The 24,476-nt window shown below is 37.0% G+C and carries 11 protein-coding genes; 8 read left to right on the plus strand and 3 right to left on the minus strand.

The window, feature by feature from the left end:
• Window positions 1-1,147: 1,147 nt before the first annotated feature.
• Together ACFIJ8_RS02050 and ACFIJ8_RS02055 are read right to left on the minus strand one after the other, a co-directional pair.
• On the minus strand, window positions 1,148-5,806 hold the full coding sequence (locus ACFIJ8_RS02050; RefSeq protein ID WP_375638865.1) for a translocation/assembly module TamB domain-containing protein: 4,659 nt from the start codon (window positions 5,804-5,806) through the stop codon (window positions 1,148-1,150).
• On the minus strand, window positions 5,806-7,770 hold the full coding sequence (locus ACFIJ8_RS02055; RefSeq protein WP_375638867.1) for an autotransporter assembly complex family protein: 1,965 nt from the start codon (window positions 7,768-7,770) through the stop codon (window positions 5,806-5,808). The genes ACFIJ8_RS02050 and ACFIJ8_RS02055 overlap by 1 nt, the downstream gene beginning before the upstream one ends.
• A 408-nt stretch (window positions 7,771-8,178) precedes the next feature.
• Here ACFIJ8_RS02055 and ACFIJ8_RS02060 point away from each other — a divergent pair, with 408 nt between their 5' ends.
• Entirely contained in the window at window positions 8,179-9,711 is a 1,533-nt protein-coding gene (locus ACFIJ8_RS02060) for a YifB family Mg chelatase-like AAA ATPase (RefSeq protein ID WP_273787517.1), read from the plus strand.
• Between the two features lie 11 nt (window positions 9,712-9,722).
• On the opposite strand, the gene ACFIJ8_RS02065 is transcribed toward ACFIJ8_RS02060, so the two are convergent.
• Window positions 9,723-10,628 (minus strand): transporter substrate-binding domain-containing protein, encoded by a 906-nt coding sequence (locus ACFIJ8_RS02065; RefSeq protein ID WP_375627999.1) that lies wholly within the window; start codon window positions 10,626-10,628, stop codon window positions 9,723-9,725.
• 1,534 nt (window positions 10,629-12,162) lie between these two features.
• On the opposite strand from ACFIJ8_RS02065, the gene gyrB reads away from it, so the two are divergent.
• The 7 genes from gyrB to ACFIJ8_RS02100 all read left to right on the plus strand — a co-directional run bounded on the left by gyrB (window position 12,163) and on the right by ACFIJ8_RS02100 (window position 24,448).
• Complete coding sequence (gyrB, locus tag ACFIJ8_RS02070) at window positions 12,163-14,595, plus strand: DNA topoisomerase (ATP-hydrolyzing) subunit B (RefSeq protein WP_375638869.1); 2,433 nt, start codon at window positions 12,163-12,165, stop codon at window positions 14,593-14,595.
• 118 nt (window positions 14,596-14,713) lie between these two features.
• The gene (gene ubiE / locus ACFIJ8_RS02075) at window positions 14,714-15,496 is read left to right on the plus strand and encodes a bifunctional demethylmenaquinone methyltransferase/2-methoxy-6-polyprenyl-1,4-benzoquinol methylase UbiE (RefSeq protein ID WP_012754468.1); all 783 of its coding nucleotides are present in this window, start codon (window positions 14,714-14,716) and stop codon (window positions 15,494-15,496) included.
• A 2-nt stretch (window positions 15,497-15,498) separates the two neighbouring features.
• Entirely contained in the window at window positions 15,499-17,085 is a 1,587-nt protein-coding gene (gene ubiB, locus ACFIJ8_RS02080; protein ID WP_375638871.1) for a 2-polyprenylphenol 6-hydroxylase, read from the plus strand.
• A 68-nt stretch (window positions 17,086-17,153) separates the two neighbouring features.
• Window positions 17,154-18,575, plus strand: a complete 1,422-nt coding sequence (coaBC, locus tag ACFIJ8_RS02085; protein ID WP_375628007.1) for a bifunctional phosphopantothenoylcysteine decarboxylase/phosphopantothenate--cysteine ligase CoaBC — start codon at window positions 17,154-17,156, stop codon at window positions 18,573-18,575.
• 1,917 nt (window positions 18,576-20,492) lie between these two features.
• Window positions 20,493-21,212, plus strand: a complete 720-nt coding sequence (locus ACFIJ8_RS02090; RefSeq protein WP_273787521.1) for a sulfate transporter family protein — start codon at window positions 20,493-20,495, stop codon at window positions 21,210-21,212.
• 991 nt (window positions 21,213-22,203) lie between these two features.
• Window positions 22,204-23,124 (plus strand): acetyl-CoA carboxylase, carboxyltransferase subunit beta, encoded by a 921-nt coding sequence (gene accD / locus ACFIJ8_RS02095; protein WP_012754464.1) that lies wholly within the window; start codon window positions 22,204-22,206, stop codon window positions 23,122-23,124.
• A 4-nt stretch (window positions 23,125-23,128) separates the two neighbouring features.
• A complete protein-coding gene (locus ACFIJ8_RS02100; protein ID WP_375638874.1) occupies window positions 23,129-24,448 on the plus strand; it encodes a bifunctional folylpolyglutamate synthase/dihydrofolate synthase in 1,320 nt (439 codons plus the stop codon).
• The last annotated feature ends 28 nt before the right edge of the window (window positions 24,449-24,476 follow it).

Raw genomic sequence — 24,476 nt, forward strand, 5'->3', positions numbered from 1 at the left:
ATTTTTATTGAGTTCGTTCCACTTGATAACAACTTATGTGATTCACTTATACAAGGCTTACCCTAAATATTCACCACGTGCTTTCAAAATACTTTGTCAAAAAGACTTACATGCCTTATATCACCGCACCTCAAATGTCGGTCTTTTATGGTACAACAGGATAGGCTGACAATTATAAATTATGCTGCAAATTATAGATACACTCAGCATAAAAGAAAAACATTGAAAAAATAAGAGAAGATTTATTATAAAACTTTTTTACTGTTGTAGCTTGCTTTAAAGCAAGCTTTGCTGTTTTTTCTACATCCGAAACTAAAGTGATATTCCTCCAATACCTTAACTTCTTGAAGAGTTTATAAATGCACAACGTTAGTGCTTATATAAGGCTATGATTTCAATATGCAAAAAACAGATGAAAAGTAAAATGACATTCCTCTTTCTTTTAACCGCCTAAATAGAAAAATATGACATATAACTCTGATAAACATTTTTACAAAAAATATCTTTTGACCTGCATTTTAATACTTTGATTTATAATTATAATTTATTACTTTACATCTTAAATAAAAGATAAGATGTAATTTGCTTATTGTGAATTTTCTTTATATTTATGATGAATTAATCAAAAGCACTTGTTGTACGTCATAAGAGATATTGGTGTATGCATAAAAACTCTTAAGATAAGCAATAAAAATACCTCTACATTTTCAAGTGAAAAGATTGTCGGCAACATGAGAAGCTGGAAAATAGAATGATAATGCCGGCTTATATCTTTAATAAATACTTATACCTTTATTAACAATGGTAGTATGGATTTTATACCATTCATAAGAGGTACTTTATATCATTTCACAAGCAATCTTATGAAATAGGCTCAAGCGCACACTGAGAAATGTTTCTTTAAAACAAGCACATGAATTTGCAACACAATAGTGTTATATTTTGGAGTGTTTTGTTTGGGGGGCTATTCATTATAAGAAAAGTGATCTCATTCAAAAACACAATAAACAAAAATCGAATATTTCAGATATATTTCTTCACGCCTCAAAAAATCTTCTTCTTTTATAGGATTTCTAGTCTATGTCTCCTTCCTCAGATTTAGAAATGAGAGACAAAAAATGAAGAATTTGTTTTTTAAATTAAATCTTTAATAATCTCTTTCATAAAAGAGACCAATACTAGAATTTTGTTCATTTCCTATGGCACCTTTAGCTTTGAGATGACGCGAAATATCTAAATTAATTGTCCCTTTCGTCGTTCCATCGGACCCTGCTTCAAAGCCCAAATAAATATTATTGTGTATGTAGCGTCCAATACGTAAGCCTGTATTACCTTTCTCATTAACGATAACATCAAGATCATCAAGCCCAATTTTAGTTCGTAAAGTATTCAACAAAGATGTATTAGAAGCACCTGCAAGATCAGCCGCTGCTGCTGCAAGTTGAGCAATCTGAAATGGTGATAATTCATTAAGAGAGCGATTAAAAATCAAACGCGCCAAAATCTCATCCTGAGGCAAATTCGGTTGTGAAGAAAAATTAATATCAAGATTATCAATCGTCCCACTTACAGTTACAGTGACTTGAATATCACCACTGTTATTGTTGGTTACAAAATAAACCGTAGGATTAAGATTACCGCTAAAACTCGCTTGTCCTTGATCAAAATTAAGACGTTGTGAAAGAATATCAAAACGTCCACGAATCATTCTAAATTCACCAACTGGATGCACATCATTCAATGGACCTGCTAGATTAATGCGTCCTCCCAGTTCAGCATCTAACCCTTTTCCGCGTACAAAAAATTGATTGCGTGCTGTAATACGCATATTTGATAGCACGACAGATGAAGACTTTTGTGTAACTATACGGCTTTTGCTTTTGTCCGTGTTCTTAACATCAGCACGTTCAAGTGTTGTTTGAATCGATTTAGTTAAATTCTTATTTCTAACATCAAGAAACTTGGCACTTTTAAAATTATCAGGAACAAAAACTTCAGCTTTTTCAACGATGATATCACCACCAAGAACAAGATCATTTAAAAAATGACCTGTCATTGTCATCTCACCTGATAATGTTGCCAGAATCATAGAACCATCATTATAATTGGCATTATCAAGATGAAATATCAAATCTGTCTCTAGATCATTAGAGATACGACCTGAAGCAGAAATTCTCCCCCCCTCAAACGAAGAAGCTGAAGCTTTCTCTATAAGGATATGATCACCGTTCAATTTGCCTTCAAGCGTTATATTATTCAACCCTACATTTGTTTGTGAATCAAAAAAGCTACTGTCGCCTATAGAAATATTTCCTACCAATTGTGGCTTTGATAACGCCCCATTAAGAGCTGTATCAATTCTTGCTGTACCCGTTATATGTGCACCACGCTTGGCTAATAAGAGATTAACAAAATCAAGAGGCATTATCCCTTTAACGTTTAATTTTGCCTCTGAACCATTAAGAGATACAGGCCCATGGATGGAAAGATCTAATCCTTTATCTCCAGTAGCTATCATATTTTCAATATGAAAAGTCGATTTTTTATAAGAACCACGAGCATTTATATTGATTGACATTGGTCCTTTATGCGTCATAGCGGTTAAATTTTGACTAGAAAGCTCAAAATGAGCAGATGGATCCTTCATTGTTCCACCAATATCAACTTTGCCTATCATTGCCCCGTCAAGCGCTTGTCCTGCAATAAAACCATTTGCCAAACGTGCAGATAAATTTTGCAAATTAATATGAAGATCAAGCTTATTTTTCTCTAGAGATACATGCCCCTGAGCTTGTGCTTGTACTCCTTCTCCTGTTAAATTTGCATTTAAAGTAAGATTTTGATCTACAGTGTTTCCCGTAGCAGAAAGAGAAAAAGGCATAATTTTTTTATCTTGAAAAGCAACGGTTGTCAGTCCCTTACCTTTTATATCGTAAGTTATATCAGGTTTTTTTAAATGACCACGAATCATAACATGCCCTGTTACACTCCCTGCTGCTCCAAGATCGGCTTTCCACAGATTGACTAAAGTAGCAGGAAGCGCATTCATTGTAAGTTGCAAATTCAGGGTATCTTGAATATTCCCTGCTAAGATGATGTTGCCTCCATTTATTGCAATTCCTAATTCATTGATTGTCATTCCATCTTTATCAAAAGCAATTATGGATGGTTTCAGCAATGTTGCATGAAAAATGTGTTGTTTTAGATCCACAGTTTCAATTTGCACTTCTCGTTTTATACTTTCTGGAAGTTCCTCAACCATTAAACGACCAGAAAGCTGTGCATTGAGAGTATCATGCAACATCGCTTGGACAGTAAAAACCGTTTGTCCATTATTTCTATCGGCGTGAGCATTTAAACGATTGACCATTATCAAAGGTGTTTGAATATGTTCTGCATTGATAACTCCTTCAAACTGTGTCATGCCAAAAGGATCGAATATGTCAGCATCTATTGCCAATTTTTTGATTTTATTCTTGGAAAAATTCAAATGGCTAACATGCGCCTTCACATTGGTTTTTTGTCTGCCATTTTGTTCATCAAAAATAAAATCTCCTTTTACTTTTCCACTACCATCCTGCAAAAATAACGCTGAAAGTACGGAAATATCATCGGCATCAATATGCAACGCTCCTTTCAAAAAACCCCCAAATTGTTGAGAAAGAGCACCCGTTATTTTTGCACTTCCCCCTCTAATATCGATATTTTCAAGTTTTCGAATTTTATGAGAATCTTTAAAAGAGGCCGATAAATGCAAAGGTTTCTTAGCAAAAATTCCTTCACCTTTTACCCTCCCCGTTAAAGCAGTAACTGGTGCTGTATTATCTACAAGTACATCTATGTTAAATGTTGTGTTTTGAAGTTTCTTCCCTACGATTAATGCTTCAGCAATATGGGCACGTGTATTTAGTTTTATATGGCTATTGCGCCCTCTCGCTGTACTTTCAATCGTAAGCGCACCGCTTATCTTTGGATCTAATTTGGACAAATCAGATATTTCAGCAGATAGATCCATTTTAGCGCTTTCATCTGAAAAATAACCATTAGCCTTTATGTTTGTATATTGATTTTTCAAATTAAAATGACGAAAAATGAAACCCTTCGTATTTCGAGTAGCACCACCTGAAAGAGTGATGTTTCCTTTGAATAAACGATCAAAAGACTGCACGCCTATTTTCATATCGTCAGCCATTCCTGATAATTGGAGATCAAAAATGCCACTCAATAAATTGATCGTTCCTTTGGCTTTAATATCTGCACTACCAGAAAGTGATTGTTTACTGAACACTTCCAAAGGAGTTAATGTTTGAGCTTTTAAACCGAGATCGCCTTTAAAAACAAAACCCTCCATTGTCCCTTTTAACCAAGAAGAAAAACCCTGAGCCGTAACACTCAGATCATGAATCAAAATTGGTTTATTCGAAATAATATCCGTATCTAAATGCACATGAACCGCTTGGCTTAAATTTTCTACTAACGCTCCCTTAATTTTTTTAACCCCTTGAAGCGTCCCTTTAACCTGAACACCAACATGACGAGAAGCTGCATTATCAAGATTTTCGCTTACTCCTCCCATATCAAAAATTGCACCGCGAATATAAATATTTTTATTGCTTAAATGGCCTACAACCAACCGCCCATTCCAAGATTGTTGCCCTTCGCGACCATAGTCAATGTTCAAAGCAAGAGTATTGGCAGGTTTTGGCACTTCTGATACAGGTAAATGAACAGACTCCTGTTCGTTATCAAGAGCCATTTTGCCATCAACAAAAAGCCGCCGCAAAAATCCATCGGCAGTTATTTCAGCATTGGCTATAACATTCATTGCTTTGCTCTGAATAACCATCTGATCAAGGTGTGTCACACCTTCTTTTGTTCTTCTTGCCTTTGCTTTTAATGTTATATCAGATTCGAAGAGACTACGATATTGAGAAGGTATTAAAGGGCTCAGTGTTCCCTCTAGTTTCGTAGAAAAACTGTGTCCTTCTGGAACACTTGCAAGAATAACATTACCTTCTAAAATAGAATGATGATCGGACTCTAAAGAAAGTTTGATAACCAAATCATCAAAAGTACCATCACCTTTCACGACGAGATTTAGTGCTGGACGTTGTTCAATGTTAAAAATATTCGCCAAAATACCATTTTGTGGTTCGTTAGCAGAAATATTAATTTGAGCTGTACGATTACTATCAGATATCTTGGTGAGAACAGAAAAAGAACCCGGTGCATCTAAACGATGCGCCGCTATATCGACATCAAAATTACCACTAGCTAAAGTGAAATTACCTTTTAAGGACATATCAGCAGAAAAACCAAAAAGATTCTGTTCAAATGTCACATGTTGAGCTGTGAGCGTATTGATAGAAAGAGCAAGCGGCAATTTTGGTAAAGAGAACTTACCCGTCTCTAGGGAAGAAACAAAAGAAGAATTGCCTTGCGGCTTGCGTAAAAATGTAATCTGTTCTGCCGAAAGCTGGTTAATATCCATCCGCCCTCTCAGCAACGCTAGACGATTCCAATCCATTTTAGCATTGGTAATTTTAAGCCAAACCCCTTTTTTATCACTGACAGTAATAGCATCAATTGATATTTGAGAAGACAGTGTCCCCTGCATATTGTGTAAACGAACTTGACGATTGGGTGCTGAAAGCTTTCGTTCAATTAAAGAAACAAACCATGAGCGATCATCTGTTTTCATTTCGCTAGAGGGAAGAGTATCTCCTCTTTGCGCAAAAACAAAACCACCCACCCCAAAAAACAAAAATACAAAGAAGAAAGCTGATAAATGTACACCTTTTTTCATTAAAATGCTTGCCCTATACCCACATAAAAACCAATGCGAGGATCACCCTTCTCTCTCTTTAAAGGAAAGGCTAAATCAACGCGTAAAGGACCAAGACCCGTCATATAACGACCTCCTATACCGGCTCCCCATTTAATTTTTTGAGAAAAATCAAAATTCGCCTTTTCCCCTACTAAACCTCCATCAAGAAAACCGACAAACCCTATTTTATCATTTAAAGAAACACGCAATTCTGCCGATCCCTCAACAACTGCCCGTCCACCAACAACCGCATCATTTTCTGTTTTGATACCAATATTACGGTAAGCATAACCACGAACAGAGCCCCCACCACCAGCAAAAAAAAGCGTATTCGCGGGGATTTGTGCTGTATCATTCCCAAGAATTGTACCAAGCTTTGCCCGCGTAGCAAAAACAAAACGATCCCCTTCATCCAACGCCCAATAAGAACGACCTTCTGCTGTTACTTTTGCAACAAAGTTGCTAAAACGCATCTCATAAAAAGGCTCAATGAAAACTTCACCATATAAACCTTTTGTTGCATTAAGCTTATTATTACGACTATCGTAAATCAAACCGCTAGGGAAACCTATTGTTGTAAAATTACGGCTCCCAAAATAAATATCACGTGAATAACCATTTGAAACTTCTACAGCAGCCTGTCCCGATAGATTACCATTGAAAATATGCGTAATCCCTAATCTTCCTTTGATGGCTTTTGTCGTATAATTTTCTAGAACATCTTGTTGTATTTTTAATTCTGACCTGAGATCTGTATCTGGCGTGAGTACACCAGGCTTTATAAACGTGCCACCGAAAAGATAATCAAAATTTTTAAAATTATACGATTGCTTTTTATTGCTACCAACACCACCTATCTTTGTTTCAATTTTAAGAACCTCTGCATGACCAAAAAGATTGTTATGCATCCAATAAGCTTCAAAACCAGCACCATCTAATGTTGAATAGCTACCGCCTATACCAAAACGACGCGGTTTACGTTCTTGTACAACAAGTGAAAGCGGTAAACTGCCATCTGGATTAATGGTATCAGCCTCACGTATATTGATAGCGCGAAAAACACCAAGGCGCGCAAGACGTTCATTTGCCTTCGCTAACGCATCGGAATCGTATTTCTGACCTTGCTTCAATCCGGTCATCCATGCGATATAAGCTGAATCTACACGTGGTTTATTACTTATATTACGCACACTTAAAGGACCATAATGAGCCTTTTGTCCAAGATCAACAACAATCCGTCCTTCAACACGCAACGCAGCATGATCAGCCACGACCTCACTTTTCATAATTTTAGCTTTAGCATAACCTTGTTGACGCCATCCTTCTATCGCCCATTTTTCTGCTTTCAAAATGGTTTCAGATTTAGCAATAGCCCCAACTTTATAGCCCAATTCTTCAATTGTGGGCATTTTATGCGCTTTACGTTTTTCAAACGGAGCTACTTTATCAATATCTGCAATACTAAAAACATATTGTGGACCGGCATTAATTGTAATAACAATATTGGATTGTGCTGGAAGTTGAGTTACCGGACTTAAATCAGCGACTTCTAAGCCATTAATTTTAATACTAATAACACCACCGTAGCGTCCATCAGCATAAAGAGCAGAAAGAATTGCTCGATAATCTGAACGCGCCTTGGCTAGCAAACCAGAAGAACTGGCGGATGCTTTCTCTTTATCAGCAACAAGAGAAGAAACAGATTTAACTATTTTTATACCTTCTAATGGCGCGCCTGGCGGTGCAACAACATCAACTTTATAAAATCTCTCTGTACTTTTGGCATAATTTGAAGGAGAATTTGTTTTCTTTTGACCAAAAAAAGGTATGCCGAAAAAATCAAATGCAGCAAGTGGCTGTGGAAAAGCAAAAGCGAAACACAAGCCTATAAATACACAGCGCACAGTCCCTGATTTTAACAAAATTCTTGCCTGGTATACCATAAAATCAGATACCTTATAATACACTTTGCATCTACTATACTTTAAATAATATAAAAATAAGAAAGGTAAATGTGATTACTTTGCACATTTTACACGTTTTATCACATCAAATAACACTCTGCGATACATAACGTCACCCTCCCCTTATATTTTCATAAAATTTTGCACTGTTGTATAACACGAACAGCCTCATTCTTTTTTCTTAACATATTTATTTAGCTTATTATAAATGTTTTATTGCGTCCCATACTATCATGGTTAAATTTGTACAAATGACTTTCCATGAGAACGCTAAAAAACTGCCTATGTATGTAGATCTCTCTATAAAAAAAACCATAGAGATGCTTCTTGATTTTTATGCATAGATATGATTGTCTCTACAAAGTCTGAAGGGGGGAAAATAAATAAATGATCGCACGTGTTACAACTGTTGCTTTTCGCGGTCTAGAAGCAGTCCCTGTCGATGTACAGGTTATGATTTCGTCTGGTAAAATAGGAATGGCTATTGTTGGATTAGCTGATAAGGCAGTTGCAGAAAGCCGTGAACGTGTGCAAGCAGCCCTTCACGCTTGTGGACTTTCTATGCCTACTAAACGGATTACGATTAATCTTGCACCAGCTGATTTGCCTAAAGAGGGCTCGCATTATGATTTGCCAATCGCCGTAGGCTTAATGCTTGCTATGGGAATCCTCCCTCCTGAAGTAGCACAAGACTATATCATTTTGGGAGAATTATCACTGGATGGTTCACTTACCGCTGTTAATGGTGTTTTACCAGCTGCCATGACAGCTTTATCACTCGATAAAGGACTGATTTGTCCCTTCCAATGTGGACCTGAAGCTGCTTGGGCAAATGCAGAAATAAATATTCTTGCCCCAGAGACTCTGCTCACTATAGTCAACCATTTCAAAGGAACCCAAATTCAAAAACGTCCACAACCGCGCCAATATACTATCGAAACTGAACTTCCAGATCTTTGCGAAATCAAAGGACAGAAAACAGCCAAACGTGCCTTAGAAGTTTGTGCTGCTGGACGCCATAACCTTTTGTTTGTAGGACCTCCTGGTGCTGGGAAATCTATGTTAGCGCAACGCTTACCTTCCATTTTGCCACCTCTTGATAGCCGTGAGCTTTTAGATGTCTCTCTGATTGCTTCTATTACAGGAGAAACGGTTCATAATACCATTTCACTTCATTGCCCCTTTCGTTCCCCACATCATTCTGCTTCCATGGCTGCAATGATTGGTGGGGGACTTAAAGGACGACCGGGAGAGGTCTCCCTTGCCCATAATGGTGTGTTATTCCTTGATGAATTGCCTGAATTTTCTCCGCAGGTTCTTGATTCTCTTCGTCAACCCTTAGAAAGTGGGGAATCGGTTATTGCCCGCGCTAATCACCATATTAGCTATCCTGCTCGCTTTCAACTCATTGCCGCAATGAATCCTTGCCGTTGTGGTATGGCAGGCGAAAAAGACCATGTTTGCGCTAAAGGAATACGCTGTCAAATCGATTATCAGTCCCGCATTTCTGGTCCTCTGCTTGACCGAATTGATTTACGGATCGATGTCCCTGCTTTGACAGCTATGGACCTTATGCAACCAGAACAATCAGAAAAAAGCTGCGATGTTGCCAAACGCGTCGCACGATGCCGTACCATTCAAGCTAAACGTTTTGCAACAATGGGGTTTGATCATATTCGCACCAATGGCGATTGCCCTGCCAAAATTATAGAACAGATTGCCATTCCTGATAAAAGTGCGACCATACTCTTACGAGATGTAAGTGAAAAAATGCACCTCTCTGCACGCGCTTATCATCGCATTCTCAAAGTTGCACGCACAATTGCTGATCTTGACGAATCAGATAATCTTTCACGCTATCATCTCGCAGAAGCTATTTCCTATCGACTAGGCACAGAAAGACTAACAGCTCTTAATTAAAAAACTATACATCAATAAAAACTTATTGGAAAATACCGCAAATAAAGTTCTGTAAGTTTACCATCCTCTTCTAGAGATTTCAGCGCATAATTGAGTATATCAACCAATTTTTCATTCTTTTTTGCAACAGCAAGCTGCATTCCTTGTCCCAATAACTGTGGCGCCATATATGCCCCCCCAACAAAATGACAGCAATCAACAGATTTTTGTTTTTTAAACCATAACGATAAAGAAAATCCATCATCAAAAATAAGGTCAATTTTACGCTCTTGTAATGCTTTATAGAGTTCTTCTCTCTTTTTAAATCCTTGCCATTTTGCTTTAGGAAAATAATGATGAAAGAGCTTTTCGTGAATACTTTTAGACAAAACACCACTGGTTAAATGTACCAATTGATCGCTTATTGGCTCATCGAGATTTAAAAGTCGAGAAGCAACAAATCGCGCTGGAAAGCGCAAATATGACTTTGTAAAAACAAGATCTTGCCGGGTTTTACTTGTTTCTTTTAAACCCGCAATAATGACTTCTGCTCCACCATTTTTAACATGTTCTACAAGCTCTTTCCAAGGAATTACTTCTACTTCACAAAGCTTTTCTAATTTTAATTTTGAGCAAATAGCGCGCAATAAATCGATATTATAACCTGCAAGATGTCCCGTTTGATCAAGGAAATTAAAAGGAGGAAAATCAAAAGTTGTTACAAAACGCAAACGAAGGATATCCGTTGTATCTGGTTGTACCAAATGTTCATGCGAATCAAAAAAAGAAGGTAACCTTTCAGCTCCCGCGTAAGAGGAAAATAGAATTCCCCCTGTTACAAATAAAGTACGAATAAAAATATTGTATGGATTATTGAATAAAAAGTACCGTAAACACAATTGAAGATGTTTTACATATATAGATTTTTTTATTTTCAAAATCTCTCCCCCATTTTTCAAAACTAAGATGCAACTCTTCTCGATTATTATCTAATGCTCTTCACCAAAATATCTGGCGTTTAATAAATAAAATTCTTGCTATTTTTAAAAACCATTGAAAATGCCTAAGCTTTTGGTGTTAATTTTCCAAAATGAATATATAAAAATGTAATTTTAGAGAAAGGCGATTTGATTTTTTAAATATAAGAAATAAGCTGTACATACTTTAGTGGCACACTCTATTTTATCAAAATATCCCGCGTATCTTAAAATATTAATATATTGATTTATAATGATAATTTATATGTTGAATAAAAAACGTTATTTCAAATCTATTTATATTGAAAACATCAAAACCATTTTCTTGCGTATCACAACCAGAGGGAGCATATAGATACTATTAAAGAAAAGAGTAAAAATACCCTTCAAATGCCGAGGGTTTTCTCAACATTAAGGTTGCATCAACATTTAAGAACCGGAAAATAAAATGATGATGCTGGTTTGCGCCTTATTGTCAATATGGGCAAAATGAGGGACATGAATCTTGTAGTATTCACAGGGTGTTTTGCGTTATACTATTCAAACATCGTTGTAAAATGAGTTTAGGAACATTGAGAGATCTTTCTTAAAGAAGCGCGTGAATAACAGCGCAATGGTGTTTTGTTTTAAATGAGGGACGTAACCTCCATTATAGGAATGAGAAAAACAAAAGCGTAAGACAATGCGTCATCACCCTCATTATTTAAAAACATCGCCGTAGACGTTTTTAAAAGTTGTAAAACTGAATATAAAGAACGATAGTGGAAACGTGCTTTTACATTTACGCCTTTATATTTTCCACATTTTAAAGATGACACAAACTAATATACACAGTCTAATATACACAGTATTTTCTCCTCAATCTAACATACAAAAGTTTGAGCTGCTTAGAGAGCTCGTAACCTTTGTTTTAAATATACGGCAGCATTAGAATTGAAAATTGATTTATGGATAAAATAAGTAAAACCTTTGTTAGTCTAACACAAAAATGCATAACTAATTTTGGAACATTACGCATATGCAAAAATAAACAAAATAAATAGCATCATTATTGTAAAAGCTTAATTGACCTTATCCCCACCCTCAAAGGAAAAGGATTCCTATTAGCGTTGACGTCTAGACAATCCTGCTTCTCTCGACTAATTCCTCGGGGCTATCCACTCATGCGCTTCATTTAACTAAAGATTATACAAAATTTAACTAAAGATTATACAAATCAACCCTGCTCCGAATATTCACCACGCACTTTAAAAATACTTAATGTATCAAGGCAGTGCTTACTTTCCTTATATCACCGCCCTAAATGACGGAGTTTTACGATATAACAGTACAATCTCATTTCATCATTCTCTTCATTATATATCGACAGATATTGAATCTAGTTCTGATATACGGTAAATGTTTAATGTGGTTATTCCATAAATAACTGATCAGAACATTGAGCTTAAAAAAGCAGATGAAATATTGTAAATTGAACACAGGAATGGACTAACTTATGAGTGATGAAATAACCTCAGCGGCACAAAGTGATGATTATGGCGCTTCTTCTATCAAAGTCCTCAAAGGTCTTGATGCTGTACGCAAACGTCCTGGTATGTATATTGGTGATACTGATGATGGATCGGGTTTACACCATATGGTCTATGAAGTTGTAGACAATGCTATTGATGAAGCTTTAGCCGGTCATGCTACTCTTGTAAACGTCACACTCCATGCTGATGGTTCTTGTTCTGTTCGTGATAATGGACGTGGAATTCCGACAGATATCCACCCAACAGAAGGTGTTTCTGCAGCTGAAGTTATTATGACACAGCTTCATGCCGGCGGAAAGTTTGATCAAAACTCTTATAAAGTTTCAGGTGGATTACACGGTGTTGGCGTCTCTGTTGTGAATGCATTATCCGTTTGGCTTAAATTGCAAATCAGACGGAATGGTAAAATTCATGAAATATCATTTACCCATGGAGTGGCTGATGCTCCATTAAAAGTTATTGGCGATTGCGATAAAGAAAGTGGAACAGAAATCAGATTTTTACCAAGTTCTGAAACTTTTACTATGGTTGAGTTTGATTTTGAAACTTTGGAGCGCCGTTTACGGGAATTAGCCTTTCTAAATTCTGGGGTTTATATTCTCCTTGTTGACGAGCGTCATGCTGATACTAAATCAGTTGAATTGCATTATGAAGGTGGGTTAACGGAGTTTGTCAAATATATTGACCAATCAAAAAAAGCTCTGCTTGATAATCCTATTTACATTGCAAGTGAAAAGGATGGTATGAGCGTTGATGTTGCCCTATGGTGGAATGATTCCTATCATGAGAAGGTCTTGTGTTTTACCAATAATATTCCTCAGCGTGACGGTGGAACTCATTTGATAGGTTTTAGAAGTGCCCTTACGCGTCAAATTAATGGCTATGCTGAATCTTCAGGTATTGCTAAAAAAGAAAAAGTAAACTTAACCGGTGATGACTGCCGTGAAGGATTAACAGCTATTCTTTCTGTCAAAGTTCCTGATCCAAAATTTTCTTCACAAACAAAAGATAAGTTAGTCTCTTCTGAAGTGCGCCCTATTGTTGAAAATTTGGTCAATGAAGGTCTTTCAGTGTGGCTAGAAGAACATCCTCATGAAGCAAAACTTCTCATTAGTAAAGTGGTAGAAGCTGCAACGGCACGTGAAGCGGCACGCAAAGCACGTGAACTCACAAGACGAAAAGGGGCGCTTGATATCACTTCTTTGCCAGGAAAACTTGCCGATTGCCAAGAACGTGATCCTGCAAAATCAGAAATCTTTATTGTCGAGGGGGATTCGGCTGGCGGTTCAGCAAAAAGTGGGCGCTCACGTCAAAATCAAGCAATTTTACCCCTTCGTGGTAAAATTCTCAATGTTGAACGAGCACGTTTCGACCGCATGCTTTCATCTGATATGATTGGAACACTTATTACAGCTCTTGGAACGTCTATCGGTAAAGATGAATTTTCGCCGGATAAATTACGTTATCATAAGATTATTATCATGACAGATGCGGACGTTGATGGAGCCCATATTCGTACTCTGCTGCTCACTTTCTTTTTTAGACAAATGCCCGAGTTGATTGAACGTGGACATCTTTATATTGCTCAGCCTCCTCTTTATAAAGTATCGCGTGGAAAATCTTCCCAATATATTAAAAATGAAGCAGCATTTGAAGAATTCTTGATCGATACTGGATTAGAAGAAACAACGCTTGAGCTTTCAACGGGAGAAGTTCGTGCAGGGGCTGATTTGTATCAACTCGCTAAAGATGCTCGTATATTACGTCAACTTTTAGATGGTCTTCATACCCGTTATGATCGTAATATCGTTGAACAAGCAGCAATTGTTGGCGCTTTTAATCTTGAAGTCTTTGCAACACAAGAAAAAGCGCAAAAAATAGCAGATACTATAGCACACCGCCTTAATCTGATTGCTGATGATATGGAACAAGGTTGGAGTGGACAATATACAGCAGATGGAAACTTATGTTTTAAGCGTATTTTGCGTGGTGTTAAAGATGTTGTTACGCTTGATGTGGGACTTATAAATTCAACTGACGCACGCCAAATTGATCGCATTTCCCAAAATTTTATCGACATATATCATCCTCCTGTTCTTTTACGTCGCAAAGATAAAACAGAGCGTATTTTTGGTCCTATGAGCCTTTTAGAAAGCATTTTTACAAATGGTAAAAAAGGTGTTACTCTTCAACGTTATAAAGGTCTTGGGGAAATGAATGCTGAACAGCTTTGGGAAACAACGCTTGATCCTAATGCACGTTCTCTTTTACAAGTAAAAATTAATGATGCAACCGATGCAGATTCACTCTTTTCTCGTCTCATGGGTGATGAAGTTGAACCTAGACGTATTTTTATTCAAGACAATGCCTTAAGCGTTGCCAATCTTGATATCTAAAGGTACTCTTCTGTTTTTAGCTGTGTAAATGTCGCAGTTTTATACGTTGTTTTTTCGTATTTGAACATTCTCTCTCTATTTCATTTACGATAAAAGAAAAATAAGGAAGGTCATACACATGGCAGTTGAAACAGAACGTGTAGGAGCCAAGGGTGGCATGGAGCACTCTTTTGGTTTTACAAGAGTAGATGAAACACAAAAACAATCCATGGTGGATGGTGTGTTTCATTCTGTTGCTGAAAATTATGACAAGATGAATGATATCTTATCCTTAGGGCTACACCGTGTGTGGAAAAATTCCATGATTGCTTGGCTTTCCCCACCAGCACTTTCTCATTGGAAAGTTCTTGATGTCGCTGGTGGTACAGGTGATATTGCTTTTCGTATTCTTAATGCTTCACGCCAAAAAGCCCATGCTACAGTGCTTGATATTAATGGCTCAATGCTCAGCGTTGGCAAAAAACGCGCACAAAAAAATGGTCTTGCTCCTCTGATTGATTTTGTTGAAGCCAATGCAGAAAATCTACCTTTTGAAGATCAAAGCTTTGACGCTTACACTATTGCTTTTGGAATTCGCAATGTTCCTCATATTGATCAAGCTCTTAGAGAAGCTTTTCGTGTTTTAAAGCCCGGTGGACGTTTTTTATGTTTAGAATTTTCAAATGTCGAGATGCCTTGGCTCGATAAAATTTATGATCTTTGGTCTTTCCATGCTATCCCTAAGCTTGGTCAATTTATTGCAAATGATGGTGATGCTTATCGTTATTTGGTTGAATCTATCCGCAAATTTCCTAAGCAAGATGATTTTGCCCATATGATCAAGCATGCAGGATTTTCGCGGGTATCGTACCGCAATCTCACCGGTGCGATTGCAGCGCTGCATTCAGGTTGGAAAATTTAAAAATGGTGCAAATTTCTCCTTACTTTCAATTGATGCGTGCAGGATGGGTTTTAACACGTGAAGGTGTTTTTAGTGCTCTTCCTCATGATGATCTTCAAGGATTTCCAGCGCTATGTCATCGTATAGCGAGTGCATTAGCACGACGCAAAACGAAAAAAAAACAGCGATCTGAAAATATTTCGTATGCCATTAATAAGCTTGGCCCCTCTTACATAAAACTTGGTCAATTTCTTGCCACAAGACCTGATATTGTTGGGCGTGATATTGCGGAAGATTTGTCACAACTACAAGATCGTGTCCAAACATTTTCTTGCACTGCCGCTGTTGCTCAAATTGAAAGTTCTCTTGGTCGCTCTATCGATGATTTATTCATAAATTTTTATCCCCCCATTGCTGCCGCTTCTATTGCTCAAGTTCACCCAGCTGAATACAGTGATGAAACTGGTCATAAGAAAAAATGTGCTGTAAAAGTTATTCGTCCTAATATCAGAGCACGTTTTTCTAAAGATCTTAGAGGATTCTATCTCATTGCTCACTTACAAGAGCGCTATATCCCTGCCTCTCGAAGGCTTCGTCCTGTTCGTGTGGTGGATACTTTAGCACAAACAACACGCCTTGAAATGGATTTACGGTTAGAAGCAGCAGCTATATCTGAAATGGCTGAAAATATTCAACATGATACAGGCTTTCGGGTTCCGCGTATTGACTGGGAACGGACAGGACGTAATGTTCTCACAATGGAATGGATTGATGGTATCAGAATATCCGAAATTTCCAAACTCAAAGAAGCAGGATTTGATTTGCAGGCGCTTGCCATTACGCTTATTCAATCTTTTCTTCGTCATACATTGCGTGATGGTTTTTTTCACGCCGATATGCATCCTGGTAATTTATTTGTAGATGCAAAAGGATGTATTGTTGCTGTTGATCTGGGCATTACAGGAAGACTTGGCAAAAAAGAAAAGCATTTCCTTGCTGAAATTCTTTACGGCTTTATTACCCGCGATTACCATCGGGTTGCACGCGCCCATTTTGAAGCAGGTTATGTTCCTTCATACCATAATATTGAAAGCTTTGCGCAAGCCAACCGCGCTATTGGCGAACCAATACACGGACAATCAGCACAAAGCATTTCCATGGCTAAATTGCTTACTTTATTGTTTGAAGTCACTGAATTATTTGACATGCAAACGCGACCTGAACTTTTATTGCTGCAAAAAACGATGGTTGTCGTGGAAGGTGTTGCCCGCACATTAGACCCCACTTTTAATATGTGGAAAGCTTCTGAACCTGTTGTCAAAGAATGGATTAGTAAAAATTTAGGGCCCGTAGGCGTTGTAAAAGACTTTAGTGAAGGAGCGCAAGCTCTCCTTTCGCTGGCACGCAAAACACCACAATTGGTTCAAAATTTCCAACGGATAGAAGAAGATTTCGATCAAATGAGAAAAACAGGTTTTAATCTTTCTCCTGCCACCCTCAAACAACTTGCTGTCGAACAAAGTCGTAGAAACCGTTATGGTCGTTATAGCCTTTTCATCATTGCGCTTTGTTGCGTTTGTCTCACTTTTTACTTTTTTCATCTTTTCTAATTTCCTTAATATGCTAAAAATATCAACAATGAAATCATTGCAATCATTTTATTTCTTGGAGGTATTTTATGGCCAGTATTACTATTCGTAACCTGTCTCCTGAAACCAAAGAAGCTTTGCGCATACGCGCCGCGCAAAATGGTATTTCTATGGAAGAAGAAGTCCGACGCCTTTTAAGCAATCCCACTCCTTTCACCACACAACTCTCTCATACTAGTGCTGTTGAAGTGCAATCATTGAAATCGAAATCTCTCCTTCTTATTATTGGGGGAAGTATTGCATCCTATAAAGCACTTGATTTGATTCGCCGTTTACAAGAACGTGGAGCACACTTAAAAGTTGTGATGACAAAAGCAGCGCAAAAATTTATTACGCCTTTAGCCGCTGAAGCTTTAAGCGGTGGTACTGTATATACTGATTTATTTTCACGCGAAGAAGAACACGATATTGGACATATCCGATTAGCACGTAATGCTGACCTTATTATTTTAGCCCCTGCTACAGCCAATCGCATTGCAAAAATAGCCAATGGCATAGGAGATGATCTGGCTGATTGCATCCTTTTAGCGGCACGCTGTCCACTCTTAATTGCACCCGCTATGAATCCGTCTATGTGGGCGCATTCAGCCACTATTCGCAATGTTGCACAACTGCGCGCAGATGGCGTTCATATCATTGGACCAGAAATCGGAAATATGGCTGAACGTGACGAGATAGGATATGGGCGCATGAGCGAACCTTTAACGATTGTCGCTACCATAGAGGCTCTTTTGAATGTGCATGAAAAACCTCTCTCTGACCGCCATTTCATCGTTACCTCTGGCCCTACCCATGAACCAATTGATCCGGTGCGTTATCTTGCTAATCGGTCTTCAGGCAAACAAGGTCATGCCATCGCAACCGCTCTTGCGCATTTGGGTGCAAAAGTAACACTTATTTGTGGACCTGTTAATCTTGCAGACCCACAAGAAGTAAAAACCATTCATGTTGAAACAGCACAACAGATGTTACAAGCCGTTCAAACCGCATTGCCTGCTGATGGTGCCATTTTTGTCGCCGCTGTTTGTGATTGGCGCAGTCAAACGCAGTCTTTACACAAAATTAAAAAGAATGCTCATAAAATACCACCATCCCTTCATATGGTCGAAAATCCTGACATTTTAGCAACGATTGGACACGCTCCAAATCGCCCCTCATTGGTCATTGGTTTTGCTGCTGAAACATGTGATATCATTGCCAATGCGCAAAAAAAATGTGTTGAAAAAGGAGCTGATTTCATTCTTGCTAATGATATTTCTCTTCAACTAGATGGCACAAGTGTCATGGGTGCTGATACAAATCAAGTTTATCTCGTGAGTAAGGAAAAAGTTGAACAATGGCCCCATATGAGTAAACAACACGTAGCGCAAAAATTAGCAAACATGATTGTATCATTTTTTGCCCCCCAGACACCTACTCCTCATGAGGAAAATATACCCCATTTCAAATAATAACTCTTCAAATGCATTCATATTAAAACACCTTATAAAATAGAACTAATAATAGGCGTCTATTTATCTCGATTAGTATACAATATTTTGATTTATAATGATCATCTAGCGTTGTTCATATTAAATTAGAATCCCGAATATCGTAAGATTCTCTCATTTCAAATCTCTCTCATGTTGAATCAATAAAAACCTTTTTCTTGCACGTTGCAAAGAAGGATAGCCGTATGAATACAAAACGTTTAAGAAAGAACTAAAAACGCTTATAATGGACCGTCTCAAGAACAGAGCTGTCGAGCAATACTGAGAGAATGATGGTGCCCGCCGTGCTCTTTTATCCCGCCGTGCTCTTTTATCCCGCCGTGCTCTTTTATTAAGCGTAAAGATAGAGGTGCCCTATAAGTTTTATATTATTCACGAGAGCTTTACCCTTATACCATTCACAAGCACTGTTGGGAAATGGGTGTGACGAGCGTTGGGAAATGTTTCTTTAAAAAATTCTATTTCACCCATAGCCATCATAAAAAGTAGGATCTATTGCACCTCTGTTTCCCCAGCTTATAAAAAACAAGCTATTATTTACTTTGCCTACCATCAATTTTGAGAAAGCTCTTGCACTGGATAGAGTTTATAAAAGCATTTTCTTTCTTCAATGTTTTTATCCCCATATTAGTCCTATTTATGATGTGCAAATAAATGCTTTTGATTGTTTCATGATGAGAGCGGCTAATAAGAAAATATGACAACTTTACTTGGGGCTCTTATTCACTATGAAAAATAATGTATAAATCAATGTATTATAACATCTCAATGCAATTTGAAGCATATCTCACACTGACGCTCATAAAGAATGTAAACAATATTCATTGCACCACTGTCTATAAGTTTATGAAACTGACGCCTTTATTATTTTCCTCAGAGATCGGTCTTTAAAATTAAATGTGTGTGTCCTCTCTCCAGCATACCAAGACCACAAAGACTAGAATTTGATCCATGATATCCTCACATTGTGATGTTTCATGAGAAGCATTTTTAGTCCTTTATCGAAAGCTTTGTATCCATACACTGGTCTCGCCTATAATGTGCAAGTAAATAATTTTTTGATGTTGAATAAAGGCTTTGAAATTAAAGAATATTTCTATATTTTGGATTCTTATTCAAGTTGAAAATGATCAATTCTCTTCATAAATTAGTGGTGTTATTATCTAAAAATTATTTGATACAGTGCACCACTTGTATGAAAAGTGCTTCAATGAATTCTTACTTCATTGCACTTATAGCTTTTAAAATTCAAAATCTCATCATTTTTAATCATCAGTGGTGTCTCCCACTCTTTGCTTCTTCTCAAGAAATTACCCTTCCATGGGATATGGACGGTCAATCGCCTAAGCTTATTTTCCACTTCTATCATATTAATCATTCTGTTGCCCAAATCAGAATATCTACAAGCTACTATGTTACTCTGATTCCATTGAACTCAATATGTTTTGAATAAAAGCGAGAGGCAAAAGCATGCCGCCAAATAGTATAAAAGTACAGAGCATTAGGAATTGTGCAAAACAATTAAGCACGTAGATAAACGAAGTTAGACAATTCTACTGAATAAATAGAAGTCAACAACTTTCCTCCCAAATAGTTCTTATTCCTTAATTTTTCACATATATCATATAAACGCAATAACCTACACTCTGTACAAAAATATTAAAAATTTCTTCTACAACAGCTGCTTTTTAAATTCTTTTTGATTTTTAAAAATCAAAATTTCTATCTATTCAAACTTTATTTTAAACAAAGAAGCCTTAGCCGTTTTTATAATGTTCTTGAAAAGAAATCTTGTAATTCAAAAAAGAAAAAACTACACCGTACATTCTTTAAATATATTTCTTGTTTTTTTTGCTTCTTTCCTTAGTTTATTAATTTATGATTTTTACTGCTGCCTATCGTGCTTTACAACGTCTTCTGACCTCGCAATATAGTATTATGATACTGAAAGCATTGGGGATTACTTTTTTCATTCTCGCCATTTTATGGTTATGTGTGCACCAACTTTTTGTGTCTTACTTTTGGCCCTGGATTGCTCAGTTTCTTCCTGGACTCCCTAGTTGGGCGGGATGGATTGGTTTTAGCATGCTTATCATTTTTAATCTTGGTTTGGCTCTTTTGTTGGCTTTTTTGATTGCACCAATCGCAGCTATGATTGGTGGTTTTTTCATTGACTCTGTTGCTGAAATCATTGAAAAAGAGGATTATCCAAACGAGCCTATTGGACAAGCTTTGCCATTTCAGCGTTCTCTTATCATTTCCTTTAAATTTGTTATTTTAAGCCTTCTTGGTAATGGAATTGCTTTTATTTTATTCTTCATACCAGGTATTAATTTAATCGCTTTTTATGTTATTAATGGTTATTTGCTTGGTCATGAATATTTCTTGTTTGCTGCTTATCGTTTTCGAACAGAGCAAGACGCACGTGCTTTTTTACATACTCATTATACAACGGTTTTTGGTGCAGGATTATTGATAGCGCTTTTTGTTTCGATTCCAATTCTTAATTTAGCAACACCGCTTTTTGCAGCCGCCTTTATGACATATTTACACAAAATGCTTTCCCAAAAGACCATGGTACGCATTACACAAAAATAATGTTACTTGACTTTAAGGCTAATAAAACTTGCCAGCCAAAGAAAGCATAATATAAAATTTTATGCTTTATCTTTTATTAAAGTAATGTATTGATTTATAATGATAATTTATCGTTTCACAACATGAGTGAAAAACTTAAATATCATGAGGCTTTCTCATTTTAATCCTATTCATATTGGATCAATTGAAATCGTTTGTTAATATGTCATAAACGGAGGTGGTGTGTGGATAAAGGTACTTTCAAAAAGGCGTGAAATATCTTTTATGAATCCTCTCAATGCAAACATTATCGTCACATTAAAAATGGAAAAGAGTATGATGGTATCGATTTGTACCTTCTATTTCAGTAAAAATGAAGAGCATAATGTATTTTATACCATTCATGGAGAGTATATGCTCTTCTGAGAACCGTCATAAGAGAGTTTTGGAGATTATTGAAAAATGTCTTTGTAAAACAAGCACATGAATGAGTAATATAATAGCATTTTTGAGGGTATTCTATTTTAATTGTGAAAAGCGCGCGCTTTAAAGAAACCTTTTGAAAAAAATCTTGCTCTGATGTTAGCGTTTCGCTAATATGGTGTTATCGTATACATTATCTTAAATGGATTATTTTAGCCTTATTAACGCCTTATATTATAAGGTTTCTTTTCTTCAAAGCCGTTGATACAAATGATTAATTGGATATTCATTTTTATTAAAAAATAAGGGGTTTGTTAACCATCGCAAGGAGTGAATTTTAATACCAAAATAAAAAATAAAAACATGTAAGTTCTTAAACTTACGACAAATTTGTTATAGGGTATACTCTTCATAGATATGATTGTTATGATATTGGAAAATTAAAAATTAAAAAAACAAGCTATACGTACACTGATAAAAGTATTAAATGGACTCCTTTGTTCCACCGGTAAAGCAAATGTGACTGCTTAGGTTCATATTCTTTCAAATCATGCGAAAGATGTGTAATATTTAAAGGAAGGTTATAAAGATGAACTGGATTACAAATTATGTTCGTCCTAAAATTAACTCTATATTGGGGCGCCGTGAAATTCCAGAAAATCTATGGATTAAAGATCCTACCAGTGGTGAAATGATCTTCCATAAAGATCTGGAAGCTAATCAATTTGTAGCTCCCAATTCTGGCCATCATATGCGTATCAGCGCTAAAAATCGTCTCATGCATTTTTTTGATGATGGTGTTTATACAGCTCTTGAAAATCCAAAAGTTGTAACAGATCCTTTAAAATTTCGTGACGAAAAACGCTATATTGACCGGTTAAAAGATTATCGTTCTAAACTTGGTGTTGATGATAATATTTTAAGTGCACGTGGTACGATTGAAGGCTTACCAATCATTGCAACCGTTCAAGATTTCGCCTTTATGGGTGGATCACTCGGTATGGCTTCAGGAGAAGCTATTATTAAAGCTTTTGATACTGCCATTGCCGAAAGGCGCCCGTTAGTTCTTTTTTCTGCTTCTGGTGGCGCACGCATGCAAGAAGGAACACTCTCGTTGATGCAAATGCCTCGTACAACCGTAGCGATTGAAATGTTGAAAGAAGCAAAACTTCCCTATATTGTTGTGCTGACTAATCCAACCACCGGTGGTGTTACTGCTTCTTACGCCATGCTTGGTGATATTCACATTGCTGAACCTGGCGCTATGATTGGTTTTGCTGGTCCACGTGTGATTCAACAAACTATACGCGAAACCCTACCAGAAGGTTTTCAAAGTAGTGAATATCTGCTCGAACATGGTATGATTGATATGGTTGTATCACGTTTAGAAATGAAAACAACAATTGCGCGTCTTTTACGTTTGATGATGAAACGCCCTGCTGTTTTTAACCCTTCCGATCCATCCCCAACAGACTCTCAAACATCGCTTTCTACAACAAAAGCAGCTTAAATTTATGCAACAAAACCAGATACAAAGGGTTGTGGATGATTTACTAAAAAATTATCCGAAAAAATTTGATCTTTCTTTAGAGCGTATTATTCACCTTTTAGAGCGTCTTGGTAATCCACATTTAAAACTTGCCCCTATTATTCACATCGCTGGAACAAATGGCAAAGGATCTGCCTCAGCGATTTGCCGTGCTCTTTTAGAAAGTGCAGGATACTGCGTTCATGTCTATAGCTCACCTCATCTCGTCAACTGGAATGAACGCTGCCGGTTAGGTCAAAAAGGGGGTGGTCAACTTGTTACAGAAAACCAATTGGCTGAGACAATCCGTGAAATTATAAAAGTAAATCGTCAAGAGCCGATTACTATTTTTGAAATTTTTACAGCCGCTGCCTTTATGCTGTTTAGTACACATCCAGCTGATGTTGTCATTTTAGAAGTTGGGTTGGGAGGGCGTTTTGATGCTACCAATGTCATTAACAAACCAGCTGTATCGCTTATTATGCCCATTGATTATGATCATGAGAACTTTCTTGGAAACACAATTGCTCAAATCGCTTTTCAAAAGGGGGGAATTATCAAACCAAATGTTCCAGTAGTCATCGGGAAGCAAAATTATGAAGAAACTCTTGCTACTTTAATACCCCTTGCCGATAAAAATAAAGCACCTTATTCTCTATTTGATCAAGATTATCAAAGTTATAAAGAACATGGACGTATGGTTTTTCAAAACAATCAAGGTCTCATGGATCTTTCACTTCCTAACCTTATTGGAGACCACCAAGTTGCCAATGCTGGCGCATCTCTTGAAGCAGTTTGTAAAGCAGGTTTTCAACTTTCAGAACAAACCATAAATGACGCTTTGAAAAATATCTATTGGCCCGCACGGATGCAACATCTTATCCAAGGACATTTGGTTGATCAACTGTCTCCTAATATTGATTTATGGTTAGACGGTGGTCACAATCCTGCTGCTGGAAAAGTTATTGCAGCAGAACTTACACAATGGAGAAAAAAAACAGATCGTCCCATTATTATGATTGCTGGCATGCTCAATACCAAAGATGCTGTCGGTTATTTTCGTTCCTTAGCGAACCTTATCGATAAAATATATACGATACCGCTGATTAACAATAATGCCAGTATCTCTCCAATAAAATTAGCTGAATCAGCGCAAAAAGCAGGAATCTTTGCTACTCCACAAGCACATCTACAAGATGCTTTGCATAAGATTAGAGCCGAATATAAAGAGGCAATTGTCCTTATTAGTGGTTCCCTTTATCTTGCGGGCGATATTTTACGTGACAATAAAACACCTCCATGCTAGAAATTGATTATTTTAAAGCTTTGAAAGA

Origin of the sequence: Bartonella sp. MF74HXZ (assembly GCF_042194445.1) — a bacterium.
Lineage (GTDB): Bacteria > Pseudomonadota > Alphaproteobacteria > Rhizobiales > Rhizobiaceae > Bartonella > Bartonella grahamii.

Excerpts from the sequence above, each read along its gene's own strand:
- accD (WP_012754464.1), top strand. The coding sequence starts at position 22,204 with ATGAACTGGATTACAAATTATGTTCGTCCTAAAATTAACTCTATATTG.
- ACFIJ8_RS02055 (WP_375638867.1), bottom strand. The coding sequence starts at position 7,770 with ATGGTATACCAGGCAAGAATTTTGTTAAAATCAGGGACTGTGCGCTGT.
- ACFIJ8_RS02090 (WP_273787521.1), top strand. The coding sequence starts at position 20,493 with ATGATTTTTACTGCTGCCTATCGTGCTTTACAACGTCTTCTGACCTCG.
- ACFIJ8_RS02050 (WP_375638865.1), bottom strand. The coding sequence starts at position 5,806 with ATGAAAAAAGGTGTACATTTATCAGCTTTCTTCTTTGTATTTTTGTTT.
- ubiE (WP_012754468.1), top strand. The coding sequence starts at position 14,714 with ATGGCAGTTGAAACAGAACGTGTAGGAGCCAAGGGTGGCATGGAGCAC.
- ubiB (WP_375638871.1), top strand. The coding sequence starts at position 15,499 with ATGGTGCAAATTTCTCCTTACTTTCAATTGATGCGTGCAGGATGGGTT.
- coaBC (WP_375628007.1), top strand. The coding sequence starts at position 17,154 with ATGGCCAGTATTACTATTCGTAACCTGTCTCCTGAAACCAAAGAAGCT.
- gyrB (WP_375638869.1), top strand. The coding sequence starts at position 12,163 with ATGAGTGATGAAATAACCTCAGCGGCACAAAGTGATGATTATGGCGCT.
- ACFIJ8_RS02060 (WP_273787517.1), top strand. The coding sequence starts at position 8,179 with ATGATCGCACGTGTTACAACTGTTGCTTTTCGCGGTCTAGAAGCAGTC.
- ACFIJ8_RS02100 (WP_375638874.1), top strand. The coding sequence starts at position 23,129 with ATGCAACAAAACCAGATACAAAGGGTTGTGGATGATTTACTAAAAAAT.